This window comes from Youxingia wuxianensis (assembly GCF_014385085.1).
In the GTDB taxonomy this organism is placed as follows: Bacteria; Bacillota; Clostridia; order Oscillospirales; family Ruminococcaceae; genus Youxingia; species Youxingia wuxianensis.
In genome coordinates this window covers 333,606-356,583 of record NZ_JACRTD010000002.1, presented here as the reverse complement: position 1 = coordinate 356,583, position 22,978 = coordinate 333,606, and the positions used below count along the sequence as shown (strand labels likewise).

Below are 22,978 nucleotides of genomic sequence, written 5' to 3'. Positions count from 1 at the left end.
TTACTCAATTTCGGCACCTTCTTTCTTCATGGTTGAGGCCTTTTTATGTTTCCCCGGATGAACAATTCTATCAATCAGCCGGGTAAGGGAAAATTCATAGGTGCCAAGAAGTCCGGAAGGTTTAAAGATCATTACGATAATCAGCACTACCGAATAGATCAACATACGGTAATCAGAAAACGACCGCAGCATTTCCGGAAGGGCAGTAAGTCCGACAGCCGAAAGAATAGAGCCGGTTAAGGAACCCATACCGCCCAAAACCACCATTACCAGGATATCAATGGATTTCATAAAACCAAAGCTGGAGGCGCCTAATACGCCCAGATACTGCGCATAAATCCCCCCTGCAACTCCTGCGAAAAACGCGGCGATAGTGAATGCCATTACCTTATAATGGGTATTGGGAATACCAGAAGCTTCCGAAGCGATATCGTCCTCCCGGATCGCGGTGATCGCCCGCCCGTGACGGGAACGAACAAACGCAAACATAATCACCACGCATACAATCATAATAATATAGACTACATTTAACGAAGACGCCAATTTGGGGATCTTTTTCAGCCCTTGAGCTCCGCCGGTAAATGGAAAGTATTCAATCAGGGAGCGAATAATTTCTCCAAATCCTAAGGTAATAATCGCCAGATAGTCCCCCTTCAGCCGAAGGGCCGGAATGCCTACAATCAAACCGAATACAGCGGCGATACCTCCGCCGATAAGCAGCGACAGCAGAAAAAATCCTAACCCTGCAGAAGTGAGACCGTTTTCCTGCAGAAGAGTAATTCCCATGGTATCCTGGGCATATTTTACAAACAGAGCGGCAGAATAAGCTCCGATGGACATAAACCCAGCATGCCCCAAAGCGATCTGCCCCAAAAAGCCAGTGGTCAGGTTCAAGGAGATCGCAAGAATAATATTAATAAAAATTGTCATCAAAATACCCCGGACATAACGATTAATCAGACCGGCGTCCGTCGCTATCATCAAAATAACAAACATCAACGCGATAGCGATAAAGTTGATGAGATAAGACTTGATTATTTCTTTTTTATTTTTCAATATTATCCCCTACACTTTCTCGCCCACGTTCTTGCCAAGGATACCAGTAGGTTTCACCAGCAAAACTAAAATCAAAATTCCAAATACTACCGCATCCGCCAGCTGAGTAGAAATATACCCCTTGGTCATACTTTCCACAAGGCCGATGATAATACCGCCCAGCATAGCCCCTGGAATATTGCCGATACCACCCAATACTGCAGCAATAAACGCTTTAAGCCCCAACATGGATCCCATATAAGGCTGCACCTGAGGATAAGCGGAACAATACATTACTGCCGCCACACCTGCAAGACCGGAGCCAATAGCAAAAGTTAAGGAAATTGTCCGATTGGTGCTAATTCCCATCAAAATTGCTGCCTGTCCGTCTTCGGAGACAGCCCGCATAGCCTTGCCCATACGGGTACTTTTGATAAATATTTGAAGCCCTATCATAATTATCACAGAAAATACAATGGTAATTACCGTCACGCCAGAAAACTGAATATTTCCAATAGTAACCGGCGGCATATTAAAAATATTGTTTACCGGGCGGGGAGAAGAACTAAATAAAATCAGGGCCAAATTTTCTAAAAACAAGCTCATAGCGATGGCCGTAATCAAAACAGAAAGGCTGGGGGCCCCGCGCAAAGGCTTATAGGCGATCTTTTCGGTGGCGATACCGATAATAGTACAAACGGCCACCGCCGCCAGGATACATAGCCACGCAGGAAGTCCGGCATTCATTAATAGCGGTATCGAAAAGACAGCCATATAACCTCCTACCATGATAAAATCACCATGGGCGAAGTTAATGAGTTTTACGATTCCGTATACCATTGTGTAGCCTAACGCAACCAGCGCGTAAACGCTGCCAACTTGGATACCAGTAATTACCTGTTTAATAAATAATTCCATGTTTTCCTAGCCTTTCTTTGCACAAAAGAAGGATATATTAACTATCAGCTTCTGCCTGGTTGATACTTACTATATCCCTGACCCCTTTTGCCGCAATAATTTTTCCACGCCCTGAAAAATCCCTAAAAGGGCAGAGCGATATACGCTCTGCCCCAATACGAATGTTCTATCGAACTGAGACGGGGAGATTAAGCTGTAATTTTGCTGTCCAGTTCCGCTTTGCCGTCTACAAATTTGGTAACCGCAACACTCTTGATCGGGTCGCCGTTTTCATCGAAGGTGATATGTCCGGTAACGCCGTCAAATTCAACCGCCGCAAGAGCGTCAATAATCGCCTGGCTGTCGGTAGAACCAGCAGCTTCAATGGCCTGCGCCATAATATAAGCAGAGTCATAACCCAACGCAGCAAAAGCATTGCCTTCCAGTCCGAACAGTTCCTGATATTTGCTCAGGAAGTCCGCTGCTACTGTATCAGCTGCAGAATAGTGGTTAGAGAAATAACCGTTGTTCGCAGCGGAAAGCTTGTCTTCCGGCAGGGTAGTAAGAACACCGTCCCAGCCGTCGCCGCCCAGCATAGCGCCAGTATAGCCGGCGGTACGAGCCTGATCTAAGACCAAAGAAACATCGCCATAGTAATCCGGTACGAAGATCGCATCTGGAGAGGTAGCGATAATTTTATTCAATAAGGTAGTGAAGTCAATATCTGCAGTGGCATAGCCTTCAAACGCGGTAACTTCCATACCTTTTTCTTCCGCCTGCGCTTTAAAGCTGTCAGCTAAGCCTTTGGAGTAGTCGGAGCCGTTGTCGAACATAACCGCAACTTTTTTTGCCTTGAGATTGTCAGCCGCGAAAGTAGCCATAATTTTGCCCTGGAACGGATCCATGAAGCAGGTTCTGAACACATTAGGACCAACTTTAGTGATGTCTTCCGCAGTACCAGTAGCAGTCAACATAGGCATATTGTCTTCTAACGCAACTTCTGCGACAGCCAGACAAGGTTTAGACGTAACATCGCCAATCAACGCTACTATACCCTGGTCAACCAAGCTGTTATAAGCGTTTACCGCTTCTGTAGGATCGCCTTTTTCATCCATAGTAATCAATTCAATCTGCTTGCCCAGGATGCCGCCTTTTTCGTTGATCTCGTCAACACCCATTTTAATTCCGTTGGAAGTAGCGATACCGTAAACGGAAACTTCTCCGGTAAGCGGGGCAAGAACGCCAATTTTAATGGTATCGCCTTCCGCCGCGGGTTGTTCGCTATCCGCAGGGGCTTCATCTTCCGCAGGCGCGTCGCCAGTCTCAGAAGCTGGAGCATCGCCCGCCGCGTCCGGAGCCGCTGTATCGCCGCAAGCGGTGAAAACAGTAGCGATCATCAATGTCGCTAATACTAAAGCCAAGATTTTTTTCATTTTATTTTCTCCTCCTTGAATTACAGGCTACACATTGCAACCAATGTACGGAATAATACTTTAAGAAAATCGTACAGTCTTTCCCAATCTCCCAATTTTTGACTGTATCACTTTAAATCAACATTATCCCGTACCAAAAAGTATATTGCAAATTTCGAGTAAAATCCATTGATTTTTTCGCCAATCCTGCCTTAAGAAACCCATCTAGTTTTAGAATTATTCATAAAATTTTGGAATTTATTTTTATTATCTCAACATATTGGCTAATTTTATTCAATAATTTTGTTCATTTTTCTTACAATAATTCTAATTTATCAAGAAGTGACGTATATTTTTGTTTAACTTTTATATTATTTTTTCGACCCTTTGTATCAATTTTTTATATACTGGCAGCATCCATTTCTCCCGGACCATTTTCTCCAAATCCTTTAGCGGTATCCACTGTACGCCGCTGTTTTCCTGCGGGTGGATAAAAATGGGGGCATCTTCCCTCGCAGCTAATACAAATCCTGCCGAAAGGTGCAAATGGGCCCCCACATAGCTTTCTCTTTTCCTGTGCCCCTGTACCGCCAATATGTCCAGCGAGGCAATTTTTTCGCTCAGTGGAGCCACATATTTCAGTCCGGTTTCTTCCCTGGCTTCCCGCATCGCTACGCGCAAAAGATCTTTCTCGCCGTCTGCATGACCGCCGGTCCAGGACCAGCTCTGGTAGAGGTTGTGATAAACCATAAGCGTTTTGTTTCGTGCCTCATTCAAAATAAAGCCGGAAGCCACAAAATGAAACAGCGTATTTTCCCGGGTAAAAATGGTATCCGGATATTCATTTAACAGCCAAAGCATTTGCAGCCGGTCCTTTTCTTCCTGCTCGCAGCAAGGAAGATACTCTTCTATACACAATTTTAATTCTATCATATATTCACCGCATTATAAATACTGCCGCAGAAATGCATTGGCCTGTTTGAGATACTCCAGGGGCTCCTGCCCCTGCTTATACCAAAATTCTGCTACATACATCCCCACGCCGTTCTCCCGCAGCCAGCCAGCAATAAGCGGAAAATCCACATGGCCTTCTCCAAACAGCATGTCCCGGTAAACGCCTGGACGGGTTGCCTTTAAATGGGCGGCAACGATATTCCCCCTGCCCTTTTCAAAATCTGTCAATATCTCCTGATGGTATTTTACCATAGCGTTTGTTACATTCCCCACATCGGGATAAATTTTTAAATAAGGGGAGTTTATCTTTTCCACATAATATTCCGCTTTACCCACCGTATCCATAAACTCTGTTTCCATCGTTTCAAACGCCAAAATTACCCCGTGTTTGGCGGCGATCTCTACAGACTTTCTCAGATTAACCTCAAAGTTTTCTCGGGTTTTCTCGGTAGACGGACGGTAATATTCGTCGTATCCCGCCAGTTGGATCACCCTCACTCCAAGTTCACCTGCAAGAACCACCGCTTTCTCCATAATTTCCAGGGAACGCCGGGCGGTATCCTGTTCCAAACTTCCCAAAGGATATTTGCGATGTCCGCTCAGACACATCGACTTAATGGGCAATCCTATCTCCCACATGGCGTCGACCAGCTCCCGCCGGACAGCATTATCCCAGTCTAAGCGGCTTAATTTTTCGTCTGTTTCATCAATGCTGATCTCCATATAATCAAATCCCGCCGCTTTAGCACAGGCAAGCTTCTCTTTTAAGGTAAACGTTCCTGGCATAGATTTTTCATAGACGCCCAATAGATATCCCATTATTTCTCCTCCAGGTTGCTAATAAAATTCATTATAGCGGAAATTTGGCCAGTTGTCACCAAATACTTGAAATTTATCCTCCTTTTTATTCCTATAGTTACAAATAGTTGTATCAAGTGTAATTTTATTGTATAATAAAGAATGGTCTGTATTTATTTATTGTATTTCTTCGGAAATACCCAATCTGAACGGTTTGTGTCGTACCGTTTAATGGAGGTTTAATTGTATGGCATCAAGAGCAATCGGTACAGTATCCAGAGGTATCCGCGCCCCAATTATCCGCGAAGGCGATCATTTGGCGGAAATCGTCGTCAATTCTGTTTTGGAGGCCGCCGATGGAAATTTCACTATAAACGACCGGGATATTATCGGCGTTACAGAAGCAGTCGTTGCCCGTGCTCAGGGAAATTATGCTTCTACGGATGATATTGCCGCTGATATTAAAGCAAAATATGGGGATCACACCATTGGCGTTATTTTCCCTATTTTAAGCCGTAACCGTTTTGCCATCTGTCTGCGGGGAATTGCTAGAGGGGCCAAAAAAATCGTCCTCATGTTAAGCTATCCCAGCGATGAGGTGGGAAATCACTTGGTAGATCTTGACGCTTTGGATGAAAAAGGCATCAATCCCTGGGAAGACGTACTTACAGAAAAGCAATACCGGGAACTGTTTGGAGAAAATAAACATCCCTTTACTGGGGTGGATTATGTGGAATACTATTCTTCCTTAATCCAGCAGGAAGGCGCACAGGTAGAAATTATTTTCGCCAATCAGGCCACCACGATTTTAAAATATACCAAACATGTGCTTTGTTGTGATATTCATTCCCGTCAGCGGTCCAAGCGCTTACTGACGGCTGCTGGGGCGCAAACGGTGTATGGCCTGGATGAAATTTTAACCTCGCCCATAGAAAACAGCGGCTATAATTCGGATTTCGGCCTTTTGGGTTCCAACAAGGCAACTGAAACTACCATAAAACTGTTTCCAAGAGACTGCGACAAATTTGTATACACAGTACAGAAAATGATGAAAGAACGCACCGGAAAAACAGTAGAGGTCATGGTATACGGCGACGGCGCTTTTAAAGATCCGGTAGGAAAAATCTGGGAGCTTGCCGACCCAGTGGTTAGTCCGGGCTATACAGAAGGTTTGATAGGTATGCCCAACGAGCTAAAACTAAAATATTTGGCGGACAATCAGTTTAAAGATCTCTGCGGAGATGAGCTGAAAAACGCTATGACAGAATATATCCATAAAAAAAGCGCTAATCTGAAAGGTACTATGGAAACCCAGGGGACCACCCCGCGCCGCCTGACCGATCTGATCGGGAGCTTGTGCGACTTAACTTCCGGCAGCGGGGACAAGGGTACTCCTATTATCTATATTCAAGGATATTTTGACAATTACGCGGACTAGAATAGAAATGACTGGCCTTGAATATCACAGATTTTGCCCTCTTAGGGGAGAGGCTTCTCTTTAAATCATAAAAAGCGTCCGGAAACTCCGGACGCTTTTTTCTTCTATAAACTCCTGTCGGCGGGTAAATTTTTTCAGATTTTACAGGGAGGCTACCCTTGGGAATGCTGCCTTAAAATTATTTTTTATGCAATGGGTAAAATATAGTTGCAGATATTTAGTGAAAATGGTAAAATTTAAAGGTTGAATTTGCAGCATAGCAGTGGTGGAGGAATTAACTTTGTCCGATTTAAAACATGAAATTGAACGGCGGCGTACTTTTGCGATTATTTCCCATCCGGACGCCGGTAAAACTACTTTGACCGAAAAATTCCTGCTATACGGAGGAGCAATCGCGTTAGCGGGCTCTGTAAAGGGAAAGAAAACTGCCAAACACGCGGTTTCCGATTGGATGGAGATCGAAAAGCAAAGAGGTATTTCCGTTACCTCTTCCGTAATGCAGTTTAATTATGAGGGCTTTTGTATTAATATTTTGGATACTCCGGGACATCAGGACTTCTCGGAGGACACCTATCGCACATTGATGGCGGCAGATTCCGCCGTCATGGTAATCGACGCTTCCAAAGGCGTGGAAAACCAAACCCGGAAACTGTTTAAAGTTTGTCTTCTGCGCGATATCCCAATATTTACCTTTATTAATAAAATGGACCGGGAGGCCCGGGATCCGTTTGAGCTGATGGAAGAGATTGAAAACGAACTGGGGATTCAAACCTATCCTGTCAATTGGCCTATCGGCTGCGGCCGTGAGTTTAAAGGGGTATACGACCGTAATAAAAAGGAGATTATCTCTTTCACCGCCAACGGCGGTCAGCGGGAAGTGGAAAAGGTAGAGCTGAATATTAACGACGACCGGCTGGAACAGCTTATCGGAAAGGATAAACGGCAAATTCTGGTGGATGACATTGAGCTGCTGGACGGCGCCAGCTATGATTTTGATATGGATGCAGTGCGCCATGGAAAATTATCCCCGGTGTTTTTTGGCTCTGCCCTTACCAATTTTGGTGTAGAGCCCTTCCTGGAGGACTTTCTGAAGATGACCACCTCTCCTCTTCCCCGGCACAGCGACCAAGGGGAGATTGATCCTTTTGATCCAGCATTCTCCGCTTTTGTGTTTAAAATCCAAGCGAATATGAATAAAGCGCACCGGGACCGGATCGCTTTTATGCGGATCTGTTCTGGTAAATTTGAAAAAGGCATGGAAGTAACTCATATCCAGGGCGGCGGAAAAAAGATTAAGCTTTCCCAGCCTCAACAGCTGATGGCTCAGGACCGGGAGATTATTGATCAGGCTTATGCCGGCGATATTATTGGCGTATTTGATCCTGGAATTTTCTCCATTGGAGACACCCTATGCGCTCCAGGCAAGAAATTCCAGTTTGAGGGAATCCCTACCTTTGCTCCCGAACATTTTGCCCGGGTCAGCCAAAAGGATACTTTAAAGCGCAAACAGTTTGTAAAAGGGACCACCCAGATCGCTCAGGAAGGCGCTATTCAGATGTTCCAGGAGCCAAACAAGGGCATGGAGGAAGTGATTGTTGGAGTGGTTGGCGCTTTGCAGTTCGATGTACTGGAATACCGGCTCAATAACGAATACAATGTGGAAATTCGCATGGAATCCCTGCCCTTCCAGTATATCCGCTGGATTGAAAACAAGGAGATCGACCTGAAGTCTTTAAACCTTAGCTCGGATACGAAAATTGTGCAGGATTTTAAAGGCAATTATCTTCTCCTGTTTACGGATATTTGGAATATTAAGTGGGCGGTGGAGCGAAATCCCGACCTGGTGTTATCCGAATTTGGCAGAGAATAGATTAAAAAAAGCCTGACGGCGACACCGTCAGGCTTTTTAATCTGCTTATTCCATAAAGTTTACGCCGCCGCCGTCAATAGAGACCGGCAGGCCATTAATACATGCGGATTCATCCGATGCTAAGAATACCACCAAATTGGCGATATCATCCACCTGGACCACCCGTCCCATTGGGGTGACATATCCCGCTACTTTGGTGGGGTCCTCTCCTTCTGTCAGCTCCCTTACCATATTGGTGTCGGTAAAGCTGGGGTTAATACAGTTGACCCGTACATTTCTTTTGGCATACTCACAGGCTACATCCTTTGTCATCATAAGCACCGCGCCCTTGCTGGCGCCGTATAAGACATAATCTACATAACCCATTAGTCCCGCGTCGGACGATACATTGATAACGCTTCCAAATTCTTTGCTGCTGGAGCTTTTCTCAATAAGAGGAATAATATGCTTCATCCCTAAGAAAGTACCGGTAACATTAATTGCCATCAACCGGTTCCATTCTTCCAAGGTCGTCTCCACCAAGGGCTTCGAGATGAGTATTCCCGCGCTGTTGAACAGGATATTTATTTTCCCAAATCTTTCAGCGGCTTTCTTGGCGACAGACTGCCACTGTTCTTCCTTGGTCACATCCAAATGAAGGGCAAGAATTTCCCCTCCCGCTTCTTTCACCTGCTTCTCGGTCTGGGCAAGGCCCTCATCGTTAATATCACAGGCAATAATCTTTGCCCCTTCCTTGGCAAAACGGATCGAGCAAGCCCTCCCCATTCCGGAAGCGGCTCCAGTAATAAACGCAACTTTTCCTTGCAAACGCATAGATTTTACCTCCTCGAATGATTAGAATAAAACCCATATACCTTGCGTTTAGTATATACCCTGGCAACGTTCAATGTCAACTTGTATATAACAAAACCGCCGCCTGCGAAACAGGCGGCGGAAAGCTTGTCATTACCCTATGGGATCCAGCGGCTGCAAGGTGGTATGCACTTTAATGTCCTTGCCGTGATAAGCGGCAGAAAATTTCTTTAATATACGAGAAAGCACCATCTGTCCGTTTTCAAAAGTAAGAGTAGGCAGCATCAACACATACTGTGTGGAACTAAAACGGGAAACCACATCTCCTTTTCGCAGACTTTTCTGGACAGATTGGAGAAGCACATCCATCACCTTTCCCAAAATTTTAGTTTCCGGCACTTGATTTGTATGGTCCGTCACAGTAAACAAAGCGATAAATATACTCTGTCCGGAGCAAACGGCGGTCCTTGCCTCCATCCGGTACATATTTCTGAAAACCTCATAGTCACAGTAAAAAGCCCCGTCGATCATGCTGTGTTCGCTCAGATCTTCTTTTATTACGCCCAAGTCAGTTTCCACACTATTGACCGCTTTTACAATCTCTCGGTAAAGATTGCGCATAGATTCCGAAGGTTTTACTCCCAATTCCCGATAGAACAGATCTGTCACCCGGTTATAATGTTCCAGCGCAGCAGCCTGCTTATCCTGTTTTATCAACGAGTAGATTAAATATTTATGGGCCCGTTCCTCAAAAGGATCAATAATAATCGCTCTTTCGCAAATCGAACGAATTTCATCAAACCGTTCTTTCTTCATTAAAAGATCAATGGCGTCATACACACATTTAAAATACATGGAACGGTAATAGCTATTCAGGGAAATTACCCATTCTTCATAGCCGGAACTAGGCAGGAAATCTCCCTCGTACAATTTAAGCGATTCAAGATAAAGTGCGATACGCTCTTCTTCAGGCAGCGTCTGGTCGCCGGCCTTTTGTATCAACTGCTCAAATTCTTCCACATCCACGACACAATCCAAATTCTTATTCCAAGCGTAGGTTCCGCCAATCATCACAATGCTTTCTTTGGCAAAAGAAAACCCTTTCTCTTTCAAAAGATTGCGCGCTCGGTACACTAAGTTTTTTAACGCACTAGATGGATTTTCTGCGCTGTCGTCCGGCCATAGAACAGAAATAAGCTCCTCCTGTGATACCGTCTTGCGCCTGGAGGCAATCAAATATTCCAACAAATTCCACAACTGACGCTGTCGGCTCCCTCTGTCGTCAATAGTGATTCCTTCACTGGACAGAGAAAAGCCTCCAAACATTTTAACCTGGATTTGATCCGTGGTTACTGCCTGTATCATTGCCACTATAACCTCCTTTGACAAAACATTCACAACTCTAACATATCTCCTAACATAATTATTATATCAAATATTCTTATTTTTTTAAAGAGTTTTCATTATTATAATTAGCTGATTATTTCACTAATTTCTTTGATTTTTTCTTCCATATCTATTATAATAAAGAAGTAACTATTTTTTTGACGGATTACCTTGAAAGGCTGGAAATATATGCAAATACCTCATATTAAAATTACCAGGAAAAATCTGGCGAGTACTCTTTTAATCATCGTGGGCGCATTTCTAGTTTTTTATTCATTATATATAAATTCATTGAAAAAGCAACCCAAGCCCCAGGAGTCTGCACCCCCTTCTTCGAGTATTGCCCCTCCTTCTTCCCTGCAGGAAGAGCCCGTCCCGGCTTTCCCGGTGGGCAAACTGATCACTACCCCGGAGAGGGAGGCGTATGTAGATGGAGAAATGACCTTAATCGTACCTCGATTAAATTTGGACATTCCTGTATTTGATGGAAATTCGGAAGAGGTTATGAGCAAAGGCGTGGGGCTTTATGATTACGGCCAGCTTCCTGGAGAAGGAAATCGAAATACCAGTATTGTAGGTCATCGGGATATTTATGGACAAGAATTTTACTATATCGATACCATTGTCTCAGGGGACCTGTTGTATTTAGAATATGATGGTATGCAGTATACTTATGAATATGAAAGTACCGAAATTGTCGATGCGGAAAACTGGGACCCTATTCGTGTAAAAGAGTATCCCTGTCTGACGCTCACCTCTTGTGATCCTATCGGTACTTCCTTAAATCGGATTATTGTCACTTCTCGGCTGGTTGATATTTCTCCCATACAGGAAGAAAGCCATATGCCTGAGGTTTCTTCCAAAGAGGAGAACCCCATGGAGTTTGTGCCGCAAGACAATTCCCCAAATTCAGAAATGTTACCAGAATAAGATTTTGTTGTGTTAGAATAGGAGGACAGGACTGTGACCCCTGATAAAAAAATAATTTTGCGGTTGGCGGCTTGCTGTGCCTCGATCTGTATTCTTATGGTCGGATGCGCGGCCCCTCAACAAAAAAATATAATATCTCAAGCGGACCCTGTGTCGCAGGCCGCTTCTTCCCCTTTGATCCAGGAACCTTCCGAGGCGGAAGAGCGCTCCTTTGGAGATATTTCTTCTGAAGAAAGTTCTCTGGCACAAGAGGCCCCTTCCCTTGAAGGCAGCCATATTGAGGCTATCTCTTCTCTGGCGGCGCTTAGCGTGGTCTCTTCTATGGAAATTAAAGAGAATACCGTTCCCAGAGCGGCGCGCCCGGTGCAAACTACCGTATTGACCCCTTCCGCCCCAGGGACTACCGTATACTCCAACTCTAAAGCTTCTATTGACGCTTCTAATACTTCGGAAGGGTATATCGCCGTAAAATATACCGGAAGCGTCGGCAAAATAAAACTGCAGATTACCCGCAGCGGCGGTACCACCTATACATATAATCTCAAGGGCAGCAGTTACGAATATTTTCCATTGACCGGTGGAAATGGAACTTATTCTATCAATGTTTATGAAAATGTGTATGACAGCCAATATGCGCTGGCCTTGGCACAGAATGTGGAAGTATCTTTGCGCGGTGCTTTTCTTCCTTACCTCTATCCCAGCCAGTATGTAAACTTTAACGCCAATTCCACCGCGGTAGCACAAGGCGCGGCGCTGGCTAATGGGGCGTCTACTGATTTGGACGTGGTGCAAAGCGTTTATAACTATGTTGTGACCAACATAAGCTATGATTATAATAAAGCCGCTACGGTAAAATCCGGTTATCTGCCTTCGCCGGACAGTACGCTGTCCTCCAAAACAGGGATCTGTTTTGATTACGCGGCATTGATGGCTACTATGCTGCGCACCCAGAATATTCCTACTCGTTTGGAAGTGGGATATGTTACCGGAGGAACTTACCACGCTTGGATAAGCGTATATCTCACCGAGCAGGGCTGGGTCAATGGCATTATTTACTTTGACGGGCAATCCTGGAAACTAATGGATCCGACGTTCGCTTCCAACGCCAATAGCAGCCCTGAAATTATGTCCTTTATCGAAAATACCGCTAACTATCAAAGAGTTTATGTTTATTAATCCTGATTGTGAAAAGGAGTGGTCCCATGGCTAAACAAAATAACCGCCGTCCTTTGTCCCCTTCGGAATTGTCCGCTTTCTGCTCTCAAATTTCCCTGATTTTAAAAGCGGGGATTTCAGTTCAGGAAGGCATTTCCATTATGGAGGATGATAACCAAAATGCCTTTGGGGAGGAAATATTAAAAATTATCCGGGAGCACGCCCAGATAGGCGAAGGGTTTTCCACCTGCCTGGAGGCGGCCGGCGTTTTCCCAAAATATATGCTGGATATGGTACATATCGGCGAACAGTCCGGACGGCTGGAAGAAGTTATGGATTCCCTTTCAGACTATTATGAGCGTAACGAGGCTATCTCCAAAAGCATAAAAAGCGCAGTAACCTATCCTGCGCTGATGATCATTATGATGTTAGTGGTAATCGGTATTTTGATTATCAAGGTACTTCCTATCTTCAACGAGGTATTTGCACAGCTGGGAAGCCAGATGTCCTCTATGTCCCAAGGAATCATGCGGTTCGGTATGGTGTTAAACCGTTATTCCGCTGTAATAATCGCTTTATTGGCGATTGTCGTTATTGTGATGTTGATTGTACGCAAAACCAGCGGCGGCGCGCATTTTTTTGCTGGGTTGTTCCACCGTTTTCCAGGTACCCGTAAACTGGCGGAGAAAATTTCCGCCGGCCGGTTTGCCAGCGCCATGGCGCTGATGCTTTCCAGCGGACTGGATGTGGATGATTCCCTATCCATGGCCAAAGAACTGGTGGAAGATGAGCATATAAAAAGTAAGGTTGCTCAATGTCAGGAAAATATCGCAGGAGGAACTTCTTTTTCCGAGGCGCTGACCCAGGCCGGAATTTTTCCGGCGGTATATGCCCGTATGATTTCTGTAGGTTTTAAAACCGGTTCTGTGGACGGGGTTATGAAAAAGATCGCCGACCGGTATGAAATAGAGGTTGGCGAACAGATCGACGGCTTAATTTCTGTATTAGAGCCTACGCTGGTTGCGATCCTTTCTATTATTGTAGGTATGATTCTGCTTTCCGTAATGCTGCCATTGATGGGGATTATGTCCTCGATTGGTTAAAGAAAGGAGCGGACTGTAGTGTTTCATCGGTTTGGAAAAAAGCGAAGTCCTGGCGTCCTTTGGGATTTCTTGCTGCCTGTGGCGTTTTTTGTGGCCATATTGATCATCTTCTCTTTAGGGTTGGAAAATGTTAGTGAGACAGTACAGGAAGAGCAGCTGAAGTCTACCGAACAGGCAATCCGCCGAGCAACTGTACAATGTTATGCTATTGAAGGACATTATCCTCAGAGTTTCTCTTATTTGGAAGAGCATTATGGTCTACGGGTGGATCCACAGCGGTATCTGGTGCATTATCAATCGGTAGGATCCAATTTAATGCCCCAAATTCAGGTATTCTCTTTAGAGAAAAATAGAGACTGACTTTTACATGGAAAGGGGGAGGTTTTTTATGACACCTGTCAAGTCCCGGCGGCACGCGATAGATATCCTGTTTATTCTGGCGCTGTTTTGTGTGCTGGCTGCTTCTTCCCTGTTCGTGGTTATGATCGGCGTAAATGTGTATGAAGATATTGTTGTTCGTATGAATGATAATTACGATGCTCGCACTACCCTTACCTACCTTAGTGAAAAAGTACGGCAGCATGACAGCCAAGGGGCGGTTTATCTGGATAGTTTCGGCGACTCCAATGCCCTGGTTTTAGAGCAGGAAACTGCCGGAGACACCTATCAAACTTTAATCTATCTTTCTAAAGGGGAGCTCAAAGAGTTGTTTGTTTCCAAAGACTACACCCCTTCTCCCGAAGATGGAGAGACGATTATGTCTCACTGCGAAATGAGCATCGAACAGACAGAAGACGGTCTGTTGTTCCTTTCTATCAAAGATAGCAAGGAGCAGGAGGTTTCCCTTATACTCTCTCCCCGGTGTGCGGTATAGTTTGCATCTGAAAGGAGGAATGGACGATGAGAAGCCGGCGTTCTTTAAAGTCAGGACTTTTTCTGATAGAGCTGATCATTATGATATTATTCTTTGCCATTGCGAGCGCTATTTGCGTGCGTTTATTCGTCCACGCTCACCTTACGGCAAAAGCAAGCACCGATTTGAGTCAGGCAGTTTTTATTTCTCAATCTGCAGCAGAAACCATCAAGGGGACGGATGCTTCTTCTGAAAAATTAAGCGAGCTGCTGGGAGCCGTTCCTTCAGAAAACGGCTACAGTGTTTTTTACGACAAAGATTGGCAGCGTATGGCCAGTTCTCAAGACTGCTCTTATCGTATGGACATCACCTTAAAGAAAACAGAGAGCATTCTAACTGCCGCACTTGTGGTCATTGATACTGAAAAAAATACTGACGCACCTATTTATGATCTTACGGTAAATAAACTATTGCTCCAGTGAATTTAGATAGCAAAGGAGGCTATAACAATGGAAAGAAAACGCAGTACTGGTATCAGCGTAGGCGCTTCGTCTATCTTGGTTGTATTTGTAGTATTGTGTCTCACCGCGTTTGCTACCCTTTCCCTTGTTTCAGCCAACAGTGATTATAAACTGACCCGGCGTACCGCGCAAGCAGTGGAAGAATATTATGCAGCCGACAGCCGGGGAGTGGAATGTGTCGCTCAGTTGGAGGAAGCCTTAAACTCTATTTCTTCCCAAGAAATTTCCGCTGCTGCGGTTCAGTTGGGCTGGACGTCCCAAGGTTCTGTTTTCCAGCGGCAAGTACCTATCAATACCTCTAAAAATTTGGAAATTGAGGTGGAGTATTCCAACGGCAGAATAGATATTATCCGCTGGCAGGTAGTTAATACGCAAGAGTGGTCCCAGGACGACAGTCTCAACCTTTGGGCTGGCGAAAACGGTTTTTCTGCTTTGCCTCCCCTATCTTAAATCGGAAGGAAGTATGCAATGGAAACGATTGCTGTTCTGAAGGAAGCTGTAGACAAGCAGGTTTCTGATATTTTTATCATCCCAGGGCTTCCCTTGTCTTATAAAACGCAAGGGTATATTTCTTCCCAAGGAGAAGAGATGTTAAAGCCTGTAGATACGGAGAAAATTATCAATGATATTTATACCTTCGCGGGTAATCGGGATATTGGAAAACTGATTTCCTGTGGAGATGATGACTTTTCCTTTTCTTTAAAAGGAATTTCCCGCTTTCGGGTAAATACTTATAAACAGAGAGGAACCTTGGCTGCGGTAATCCGCGTAGTGAGTTTCGCGCTTCCCGATCCACAGACTTTAGGGATTCCTCAAATCGTATTAGATCTCGCACAGAAGAAAAAGGGCCTTGTACTGGTCACCGGCCCTGCAGGAAGCGGCAAATCTACTACTCTTGCCTGTATGATCGATCTGATTAACAATACCAGGAACAGTCATGTTATTACCTTGGAAGATCCTATTGAATATCTGCACAGCCATAAAAAAAGTATTGTCAGTCAGCGTGAAATTTCTACGGATACAGAAAGTTATGTGACCGCCCTGCGGGCGGCGCTGCGTCAATCCCCAGATGTTATCTTGTTGGGAGAGCTTCGGGATCATAACACAATCAGTACGGCGATGACTGCGGCGGAAACAGGCCATCTGGTGCTTTCTACTTTACACACAGTAGGCGCTGCCAATACTATCGACCGTGTGATCGACGCTTTTCCTCCTAACCAGCAATCACAGATTCGTGTGCAGCTTTCTATGGTTTTACAAGCGGTCGTTTCTCAGCAGCTGATCCCCGGCACCCGTCAGGAGGAGGTTGCGGCATTTGAAATTATGCAGGTCAACGGCGCTATCCGGAATATGATTCGAGAGAATAAGGTACATCAAATTGATACGGTTATTTATTCTTCCGCTGACAGCGGTATGATTAGTATGGATACCAGTCTGTTAAACTTGGTAAAGAATGGTCTGATCAGTGACAAAGACGCGTTGGTTTACAGCGCCAATCCAGATATGCTGAAGAAAAAATTAGCCGGAATATCATAAAAAGTCTATATAAATTGCAAATCTTCATAATATAATTATAAAAAATCCTTTTGGTGGTTCCAAAAGGATTTTTTGGTTGTAATTTTTACATAAACGGGATAAAATGATAATACTACGTTATTTTAGGAGTAATTTTATGCTGACTTTTAAAGAAATTATTAAAAATGAACAGATTAAAACTTACATAAGGAAAGCAGATGAAGCTCTGATCGTCCTCGGATATACAGAGCACAGTTTTGCCCATGTAATGAAAGTAGCGGTAAAAGCGGGAGAAATCCTCAAGGAATTGGGATATTCCGACCGTGAAGTAGAATTAGCGAAAATTGCCGGATATATGCATGATATTGGCAATGTAATCAACCGTACCGATCATGCCCAAAGCGGAGCGATCATGGCATTTCGTATTCTGGATAAAATGGGAGCGGATGCAGAGGAGCTGGCCACCATTATCGGCGCTATTGGAAACCATGACGAAGGTACTGCCGTAGCTGTAAACCCAGTGGCCGCCGCTTTAATTTTGGCAGATAAAACAGACGTACGCCGCAGCCGAGTAAGAAACAACGACATGTCTACCTTTGATATTCATGACCGGGTGAATTACGCAGTGGAGGATAGCTCGGTAGAAATCAACGATGAAAAAACCGCCATTATTCTTTCTATCCATATTGATACACATATTTCTGCGGTTATGGATTATTTTGAAATATTCTTAGGGCGCATGCTTTTATGCCGTAAGGCCGCAGAGTTATTAAAACTGCAATTTCATTTAGTCATTAATGAACAGATTGTTTTATAATTGATAAGGGACCATCAAGCTAGCTTGATGGTCCCTTATCTATAAATAGGGTTTTGGAATACACTAGAAAATTAGTCTTCTTTCTTGAAGAGTTTTAACAATGAGCCTACCACCAAACCTAAGAATCCTACCTGGCCAGCAGTTTTTACGCCGTTGCCGCCGCTCTTCGGAAGAGCTCCAAGAGGCACTTCTTCATCAATGATAGTTACTAAGTTTGGCACAGGGGCCAACGGAACCGGTTCATCTGGAATTGTTGTAGTCGGGGTATTGTCCGGATCGTCGTCATCGTTACCGCCGCCACCGCCGCCGCCAGGAGTGCTGCTTGTGCGCTTATAGTTGATGGTTACGGTATATGCATAGCCTTCTTCAAATATGAAGGTATCTCCATCGAGAACGACTCTTTCAGGCTCTGCTTTTTCTACTATGATCTGAAGATCATTATTTTTGCCCTTGTTTTGGTCAGCACCCTCATCGTTTGCTCCAACAATATCGGATTTTACATCGCTTCCGATAACTCCAGAATGCACACTCTTATCGCTGCCGCCGCCTTCGCCGCTGCCGCCCTCGGTGCCGCTGCCTTCGCTGCTGCCGCCTTCGCTGCCGCTGCCTTCGGTGCTGCCGCCTTCGCTGCCGCTACCTTCGGTGCCGCTGCCTTCAGTGCCGCTACCTTCGGTGCCGCTGCCTTCGGTGCCGCTACCTTCGGTGCCGCTGTCTTCAGTGCCGCTACCTTCGGTGCCGCTACCTTCGGTGCCGCTACCTTCGGTGCCGCTGCCTTCAGTGCCGCTGCCTTCGGTGCCGCTGCCTTCAGTGCCGCTACCTTCGGTGCCGCTACCTTCGGTGCCGCTGCCTTCGGTGCCGCTGCCTTCAGTGCCGCTGCCTTCAGTGCCGCTACCTTCGGTGCCGCTACCTTCGGTGCCGCTGCCTTCGGTGCCGCTGCCTTCAGTGCCGCTGCCTTCGGTGTCTTCGCCTTCTTCTGGCAAAGCTTCTTCATCAAACTCTTCCATTTTTTCCGCCAGCTCTTCTTCCCCGTCTAGCTTTACTCGTACAACGCTTGCACTTACATACTTATAAATCTTTTTGTCTTTCGGGGAACGAAGTTTCAGAAGGTCATGGATATCAATTTCACCAAAGTCTGCATTCTTCTCTTCATTTACAGTATGAGAATTGGAATTGTATCTGTACACATGATCAATTTCGATCGTACCATCCGCTTCTGGATTTTCATTGGTGATATAGTATACCCGGATTTCACTATCCTGCATCTCTTCCGCCAAAGTCAGGGGGAAGTTTTCATACGGGGTATCCGGATCTTCTATATATTTTCCGTCTTCATCCTTATTCGGATAATCTTCGATAACATCGCCGATAGCTCCGCTCAGATTCTCTGTTTTGGTTTCATCCAGCTGACCGTCATAGTAGTATACGATCGTGTAAGAAATTTCTTCTGGTACTGGATTCGACCAGTGAGCGTAAAGGGTGACATCATCTGCAGGCATTAAGAAGCTGGAGCCATATTCACTGCCGCCTTCTGCCGCTGTAAACCAACCGTCGAATACCATATCTCCGTTGGTCATATCGCCCTGTCCCAGTACAGTGACTGTCGCACCTTCTGTATAGCTGTCATTGTCCTGCGGAGGATTGCTGCCGCCGTTAGCGTCATAGGTTACGCTGTAGGTCTGTACCAGCTTCGCGTACAAAGTAATATCTGTTGTTACCGCTGTGCTGAAGTTGTATTCTACAGTACAATCTTCATCGGTATACCATCCGTCCAGAACTTTTCCTTCCGGCAGGCTCGGCAGATCGGTCGGATCTGTCGCGGTTCCGCCAACAACAAAGCGCTGGGTGCTCGGCAGCGGGTTATTTTCATCGCCCACAATCACAAAGTCAACATTTACCATCTCCAGCTGCGGGTAAACAACGATAATGATGTTTTCACCAGCGCCTACTGTCGCTGCACCTGGAGACTGGATTACGCCATGACCATATTCTGCTTTATGAGTGTCATAATAGAGATCCGCCTCTACTACCGCCGGATCAGCATCGACAATAGAAGCCAAAGTAGTTCCAAAGGCATATTCATCTGCCAGAGTTACAGTAGCTCCTGCCGATGGACCATTCGCTGTGCCAAGACGATATTCCACCTTCACCGGATAGGTGTTAGCTCTCCAATGAGCGTAAAGGGTGACATCATTTGCAGGCATCAAGAAGCTGGAACCATATTCACTGCCGCCTTCTGCCGCTGTAAACCAACCGTCGAATACCATATCTCCGTTGGTCATATCGCCCTGTCCCAGTACAGTGACTGTCTCACCTTCTGTATAGCTGTCATTGTCCTGCGGGGGATTGCTGCCGCCGTTAGCGTCATAGGTTACGCTGTAGGTCTGCACCATCTTCGCGTACAAAGTAATATCTGTTGTTACCGCTGTGCTGAAGTTGTATTCTACAGTACAATCTTCATCGGTATACCATCCGTCCAGAACTTTTCCTTCCGGCAGACTCGGCAGATCGGTCGGATCTGTCGCGGTTCCGCCAACAACAAAGCGCTGGGTGCTCGGCAGCGGGTTATTTTCATCGCCCACAATCACAAAGTCAACATTTACCATCTCCAGCTGCGGGTAAACAACGATAATGATGTTTTCACCAGCGCCTACTGTCGCTGCACCTGGAGACTGGATTACGCCATGACCATATTCTGCTTTATGAGTGTCATAATAGAGATCCGCCTCTACTACCGCCGGATCAGCATCGACAATAGAAGCCAAAGTAGTTCCAAAGGCATATTCATCTGCCAGAGTTACAGTAGCTCCTGCCGATGGACCATTCGCTGTGCCAAGATGATATTCCACCTTCACCGGATAATTGTTAGTTTTCCAGTGAGCATACAAGGTTACATTGTTGTTAGGCATCGTAAAGGTGGAGTTGTATTCGGTACCGCCTTGTGCCGCAGTGTACCAGCCATCAAAGGTGTGACCGGCAAAGGTCATTCCTGCGTCAGATTTTACTGTTACCGTTTCTCCATTATAATAAGTGTCCGCGTCGACTGGAGGATTAGAGCCTCCATTGGCATCATAGGTCACATTATGAGCAACCAGATTATAATATACATTTATTTCTGTAGATCCGTCGCCCTTAATCACCTGCTGGGTAATGGCTCCAGCTAATACATATCCTTCTGTAAGGAAAGGCTGCCATGCGGCTGCTTCTGTCTGGCCGCCAGTAGTTCCAGTCTTATCCTCTACTTTATTTGGAATACGCGGGTAAGAAAGTTCGCCTGTCGCACTGCTTACCTGTTTAAAGTGATTTACTTTGTATGCGGTATCCTCTCTCGCTTTGTATACTACATACACAGTTTGACTCGGATCGGCAAATTTCCCGTTATTGAGATCATCTGTTCTTACAAAATCATAACCGGGAATAATCTTTTCAGTAACTTCATACGCCGTATCAAAAGTACCTGTTCTGATAATCTTTGTAGAGATATCGTCTGCCTCGGCGTAGGTGCCATCAGACTTCACTTTCGCCTGGTCGACATATCTGATATCTACGGAAAGATTGCTTTTGGCCGCATATACAAACAATACTGTTGTTGGATCGGTGGTAATGGTGGTATTTACAGTCTGTGTCGCTGTGGCTTGTTTCACACCATTGATCCAAACCTCGGAAAGGACATGGCCATTGAGGGAAGAATCGTCCGCAGCCAATGCGTTAACGGTCACTGGCGTATCAATATCCAAATCTTCCTGAGACTGCTGCGCATCTATCACTGCATCCGCAGAACCGATCTTATGGCTTACCTGAAGATCACCGTACTGCAGCTTTACAAACGGGAACCAAGCAATGGCGTTTACATTGTCCGCACCCACTGTTACATTGGTCGTCGTCTGGCTCGGATTATAAAGGACATATCCTGTAGGAGTATCAAATACAGGCACCGTATAATAACTTGGACGATAGCCCGCGGTACCGTTGAAATAGAAAGCATAGGAACCTTTCAGCGGACCATCATAAGGATTTACATAACGTACCGCTTCTCCTACCGGCGCTGCCAAATCATACCGCTGCGCATCAGCAGCATCTGTCAAAAGGGAACCGTTGGGAGCAACAAGCACGCCGTCCTCATTTACCAAGTAACCTTTGATGGTAATGGTACCGCGGTCATTGGGCAGAGGAACTTCCGGTATCGGGAAATCTTTTACAGAGTTTTCTGTTCCATACACATCCGTGTAGGTAAGGTAAGTGCGCAGGTTCGTAGGATATAGCTGATTGGGATCATTGTTCTGAAGAAGTGCTTTTTTATCTTCCGGAACTGTAACCTTATAGGACATGGTTACCGGAGTACCTTCCGTAATGGTCCCTACATTCCAGGTGAAAGTTTCCGAGCTTGAATTGAAGGTCGGAGTAACTCCATTGCTGGTGGTTACTGTACCGGCAACATAATCAAAATATTCTCCCATCGGGTCGGTAACAACGCCATTGGTAGCGGCGTTGGATATTTCTCCTGCGATGTCGCTGAATATTTTCTGCAATTCGCTGTTGTCTGTAGCATTTTTTACATGGGCCGCGCTGGTGGCGCAGTTGAGCATGGTATAGTACGCCGTACCAGTGGTGCCAAGGCCTAGGCCAATAGAATAGATCGTAGCGCCTTCCGCTTTCGCCAGGTATGCTTCGGAAATAGTAGCGATACCATTGTCATCTACATAAAATTTTCTATTAGTATCGGCATAATATTTTTGATATCTACCTAACTCATAACTATTTCCGTCACCGAGCATGGTGGAGTAATCAAACTCTGTAATACGGAAATTATCTTTAAAAGGCCGCCAGTCCGGCCTTCTTCCGCTGCCGAAATTAATCTGCGCCTCAAGGAATCCATCGTATGCTACCGCAGAATTTCTCGTAGCCTTGAAGCTTTGCGTAGGAGCGCCGTCACTGAGCACAACAATAAATTTTTGATGGGTAGACGGCTGAGTCGCCAGCAAAGATCTTGCACTGTGGAGCGCATCCTGAGTGTTGGTATTATAGCTATTAGGCGGGTCGTTCGAAATGACACTACCGTTATCAATCTGAGCTTTCAGCTGTTCTCTTTTTGTATAATCTACAAATCCGCCTAATAGAGCATCTCTCGCCCTGGTATCAAAAGGAACTACTGCTACCTGGGTTTGAGAATAAGAATTTGGCATCAGAGAGTCGATCATCGTTTTTGCCGCAGCTTTCGCCCGGGACATATCCGTACGGCTCATACTGCCCGACTGGTCGATAAGAATAACCACGTCAGCCGGAGATGCAGAAGCTTTGTCTTTTCCTTCAATTGTCAGGGTAACTGTAAAGGAATGAGCATCCTGCGGATCCGCCGTCGCTGTTTTGGTCAGCTTCAATGACCCAGGGTTATCCCACTCAAGAGAATCCCCTGCAGCTGGTTCTGTAGCAAATACAGAGACCGGAAGCATAGTAACTAGAACAATAATTGCTAACACTACACTTAGAAATCTTTTCATCTCTCAT

General features: G+C 45.4%; 19 protein-coding genes. 11 read left to right on the top strand and 8 right to left on the bottom strand.

Annotated features, from left to right (window positions below):
• From H8705_RS03980 to H8705_RS03960, 5 genes are all read right to left on the bottom strand, one after another.
• Nucleotides 1-1,056 carry a branched-chain amino acid ABC transporter permease gene (locus H8705_RS03980; protein ID WP_262394560.1) on the bottom strand — a complete coding sequence of 352 codons (1,056 nt, stop codon included), beginning with the start codon at nucleotides 1,054-1,056 and terminating at the stop codon, nucleotides 1-3.
• A 9-nt stretch (nucleotides 1,057-1,065) separates the two neighbouring features.
• Nucleotides 1,066-1,953 (bottom strand): branched-chain amino acid ABC transporter permease, encoded by an 888-nt coding sequence (locus H8705_RS03975; RefSeq protein ID WP_262394559.1) that lies wholly within the window; start codon nucleotides 1,951-1,953, stop codon nucleotides 1,066-1,068.
• A gap of 188 nt (nucleotides 1,954-2,141) precedes the next feature.
• Nucleotides 2,142-3,365 carry an ABC transporter substrate-binding protein gene (locus H8705_RS03970; RefSeq protein ID WP_262394558.1) on the bottom strand — a complete coding sequence of 408 codons (1,224 nt, stop codon included), beginning with the start codon at nucleotides 3,363-3,365 and terminating at the stop codon, nucleotides 2,142-2,144.
• 345 nt (nucleotides 3,366-3,710) lie between these two features.
• Nucleotides 3,711-4,277, bottom strand: coding sequence for an NUDIX hydrolase (locus H8705_RS03965; protein WP_262394557.1), 567 nt, complete (start codon nucleotides 4,275-4,277; stop codon nucleotides 3,711-3,713).
• Nucleotides 4,278-4,289: 12 nt separating this feature from the next.
• Nucleotides 4,290-5,120: an L-ribulose-5-phosphate 3-epimerase gene (locus H8705_RS03960; RefSeq protein ID WP_392392066.1), complete on the bottom strand. Its 831-nt coding sequence runs from the start codon at nucleotides 5,118-5,120 to the stop codon at nucleotides 4,290-4,292.
• A gap of 223 nt (nucleotides 5,121-5,343) precedes the next feature.
• On the opposite strand from H8705_RS03960, the gene H8705_RS03955 reads away from it, so the two are divergent.
• The gene (locus tag H8705_RS03955; RefSeq protein WP_262394555.1) at nucleotides 5,344-6,534 is read left to right on the top strand and encodes a coenzyme F420-0:L-glutamate ligase; all 1,191 of its coding nucleotides are present in this window, start codon (nucleotides 5,344-5,346) and stop codon (nucleotides 6,532-6,534) included.
• Between the two features lie 280 nt (nucleotides 6,535-6,814).
• Entirely contained in the window at nucleotides 6,815-8,404 is a 1,590-nt protein-coding gene (locus H8705_RS03950) for a peptide chain release factor 3 (protein ID WP_262394554.1), read from the top strand.
• A gap of 45 nt (nucleotides 8,405-8,449) precedes the next feature.
• Here the strand turns inward: H8705_RS03950 and H8705_RS03945 are convergent, their stop codons facing one another.
• Entirely contained in the window at nucleotides 8,450-9,217 is a 768-nt protein-coding gene (locus H8705_RS03945; protein WP_262394553.1) for an SDR family NAD(P)-dependent oxidoreductase, read from the bottom strand.
• 132 nt (nucleotides 9,218-9,349) lie between these two features.
• Nucleotides 9,350-10,561 carry a BTAD domain-containing putative transcriptional regulator gene (locus H8705_RS03940; RefSeq protein ID WP_262394603.1) on the bottom strand — a complete coding sequence of 404 codons (1,212 nt, stop codon included), beginning with the start codon at nucleotides 10,559-10,561 and terminating at the stop codon, nucleotides 9,350-9,352.
• A 210-nt stretch (nucleotides 10,562-10,771) separates the two neighbouring features.
• Between H8705_RS03940 and H8705_RS03935 the strand changes: the two genes are divergently transcribed.
• From H8705_RS03935 to H8705_RS03895, 9 genes are all read left to right on the top strand, one after another.
• Complete coding sequence (locus H8705_RS03935; RefSeq protein WP_262394552.1) at nucleotides 10,772-11,512, top strand: sortase; 741 nt, start codon at nucleotides 10,772-10,774, stop codon at nucleotides 11,510-11,512.
• 33 nt (nucleotides 11,513-11,545) lie between these two features.
• A complete protein-coding gene (locus tag H8705_RS03930) occupies nucleotides 11,546-12,688 on the top strand; it encodes a transglutaminase-like domain-containing protein (protein ID WP_262394551.1) in 1,143 nt (380 codons plus the stop codon).
• Nucleotides 12,689-12,714: 26 nt separating this feature from the next.
• The gene (locus H8705_RS03925) at nucleotides 12,715-13,770 is read left to right on the top strand and encodes a type II secretion system F family protein (protein ID WP_262394550.1); all 1,056 of its coding nucleotides are present in this window, start codon (nucleotides 12,715-12,717) and stop codon (nucleotides 13,768-13,770) included.
• Between the two features lie 18 nt (nucleotides 13,771-13,788).
• Nucleotides 13,789-14,130, top strand: a complete 342-nt coding sequence (locus tag H8705_RS03920; protein WP_262394549.1) for a hypothetical protein — start codon at nucleotides 13,789-13,791, stop codon at nucleotides 14,128-14,130.
• A gap of 28 nt (nucleotides 14,131-14,158) precedes the next feature.
• A complete protein-coding gene (locus tag H8705_RS03915; protein WP_262394548.1) occupies nucleotides 14,159-14,644 on the top strand; it encodes a DUF4860 domain-containing protein in 486 nt (161 codons plus the stop codon).
• 26 nt (nucleotides 14,645-14,670) lie between these two features.
• Nucleotides 14,671-15,105, top strand: a complete 435-nt coding sequence (locus H8705_RS03910; RefSeq protein WP_262394547.1) for a type IV pilus modification PilV family protein — start codon at nucleotides 14,671-14,673, stop codon at nucleotides 15,103-15,105.
• A 27-nt stretch (nucleotides 15,106-15,132) separates the two neighbouring features.
• Complete coding sequence (locus tag H8705_RS03905; RefSeq protein ID WP_262394546.1) at nucleotides 15,133-15,594, top strand: hypothetical protein; 462 nt, start codon at nucleotides 15,133-15,135, stop codon at nucleotides 15,592-15,594.
• An 18-nt stretch (nucleotides 15,595-15,612) separates the two neighbouring features.
• Complete coding sequence (locus H8705_RS03900; protein WP_262394545.1) at nucleotides 15,613-16,680, top strand: type IV pilus twitching motility protein PilT; 1,068 nt, start codon at nucleotides 15,613-15,615, stop codon at nucleotides 16,678-16,680.
• Nucleotides 16,681-16,816: 136 nt separating this feature from the next.
• Nucleotides 16,817-17,476 (top strand): HD domain-containing protein, encoded by a 660-nt coding sequence (locus H8705_RS03895; RefSeq protein ID WP_262394544.1) that lies wholly within the window; start codon nucleotides 16,817-16,819, stop codon nucleotides 17,474-17,476.
• Between the two features lie 71 nt (nucleotides 17,477-17,547).
• Here H8705_RS03895 and H8705_RS03890 read toward each other — a convergent pair whose 3' ends face one another.
• Entirely contained in the window at nucleotides 17,548-22,971 is a 5,424-nt protein-coding gene (locus tag H8705_RS03890) for an InlB B-repeat-containing protein (RefSeq protein ID WP_262394543.1), read from the bottom strand.
• Nucleotides 22,972-22,978: the final 7 nt, after the last annotated feature.

Excerpts from the sequence above, each read along its gene's own strand:
- H8705_RS03940 (WP_262394603.1), bottom strand. The coding sequence starts at position 10,561 with ATGATACAGGCAGTAACCACGGATCAAATCCAGGTTAAAATGTTTGGA.
- H8705_RS03900 (WP_262394545.1), top strand. The coding sequence starts at position 15,613 with ATGGAAACGATTGCTGTTCTGAAGGAAGCTGTAGACAAGCAGGTTTCT.
- H8705_RS03975 (WP_262394559.1), bottom strand. The coding sequence starts at position 1,953 with ATGGAATTATTTATTAAACAGGTAATTACTGGTATCCAAGTTGGCAGC.
- H8705_RS03965 (WP_262394557.1), bottom strand. The coding sequence starts at position 4,277 with ATGATAGAATTAAAATTGTGTATAGAAGAGTATCTTCCTTGCTGCGAG.
- H8705_RS03955 (WP_262394555.1), top strand. The coding sequence starts at position 5,344 with ATGGCATCAAGAGCAATCGGTACAGTATCCAGAGGTATCCGCGCCCCA.
- H8705_RS03925 (WP_262394550.1), top strand. The coding sequence starts at position 12,715 with ATGGCTAAACAAAATAACCGCCGTCCTTTGTCCCCTTCGGAATTGTCC.
- H8705_RS03935 (WP_262394552.1), top strand. The coding sequence starts at position 10,772 with ATGCAAATACCTCATATTAAAATTACCAGGAAAAATCTGGCGAGTACT.
- H8705_RS03915 (WP_262394548.1), top strand. The coding sequence starts at position 14,159 with ATGACACCTGTCAAGTCCCGGCGGCACGCGATAGATATCCTGTTTATT.
- H8705_RS03970 (WP_262394558.1), bottom strand. The coding sequence starts at position 3,365 with ATGAAAAAAATCTTGGCTTTAGTATTAGCGACATTGATGATCGCTACT.
- H8705_RS03905 (WP_262394546.1), top strand. The coding sequence starts at position 15,133 with ATGGAAAGAAAACGCAGTACTGGTATCAGCGTAGGCGCTTCGTCTATC.
- H8705_RS03890 (WP_262394543.1), bottom strand. The coding sequence starts at position 22,971 with ATGAAAAGATTTCTAAGTGTAGTGTTAGCAATTATTGTTCTAGTTACT.
- H8705_RS03945 (WP_262394553.1), bottom strand. The coding sequence starts at position 9,217 with ATGCGTTTGCAAGGAAAAGTTGCGTTTATTACTGGAGCCGCTTCCGGA.
- H8705_RS03910 (WP_262394547.1), top strand. The coding sequence starts at position 14,671 with ATGAGAAGCCGGCGTTCTTTAAAGTCAGGACTTTTTCTGATAGAGCTG.
- H8705_RS03895 (WP_262394544.1), top strand. The coding sequence starts at position 16,817 with ATGCTGACTTTTAAAGAAATTATTAAAAATGAACAGATTAAAACTTAC.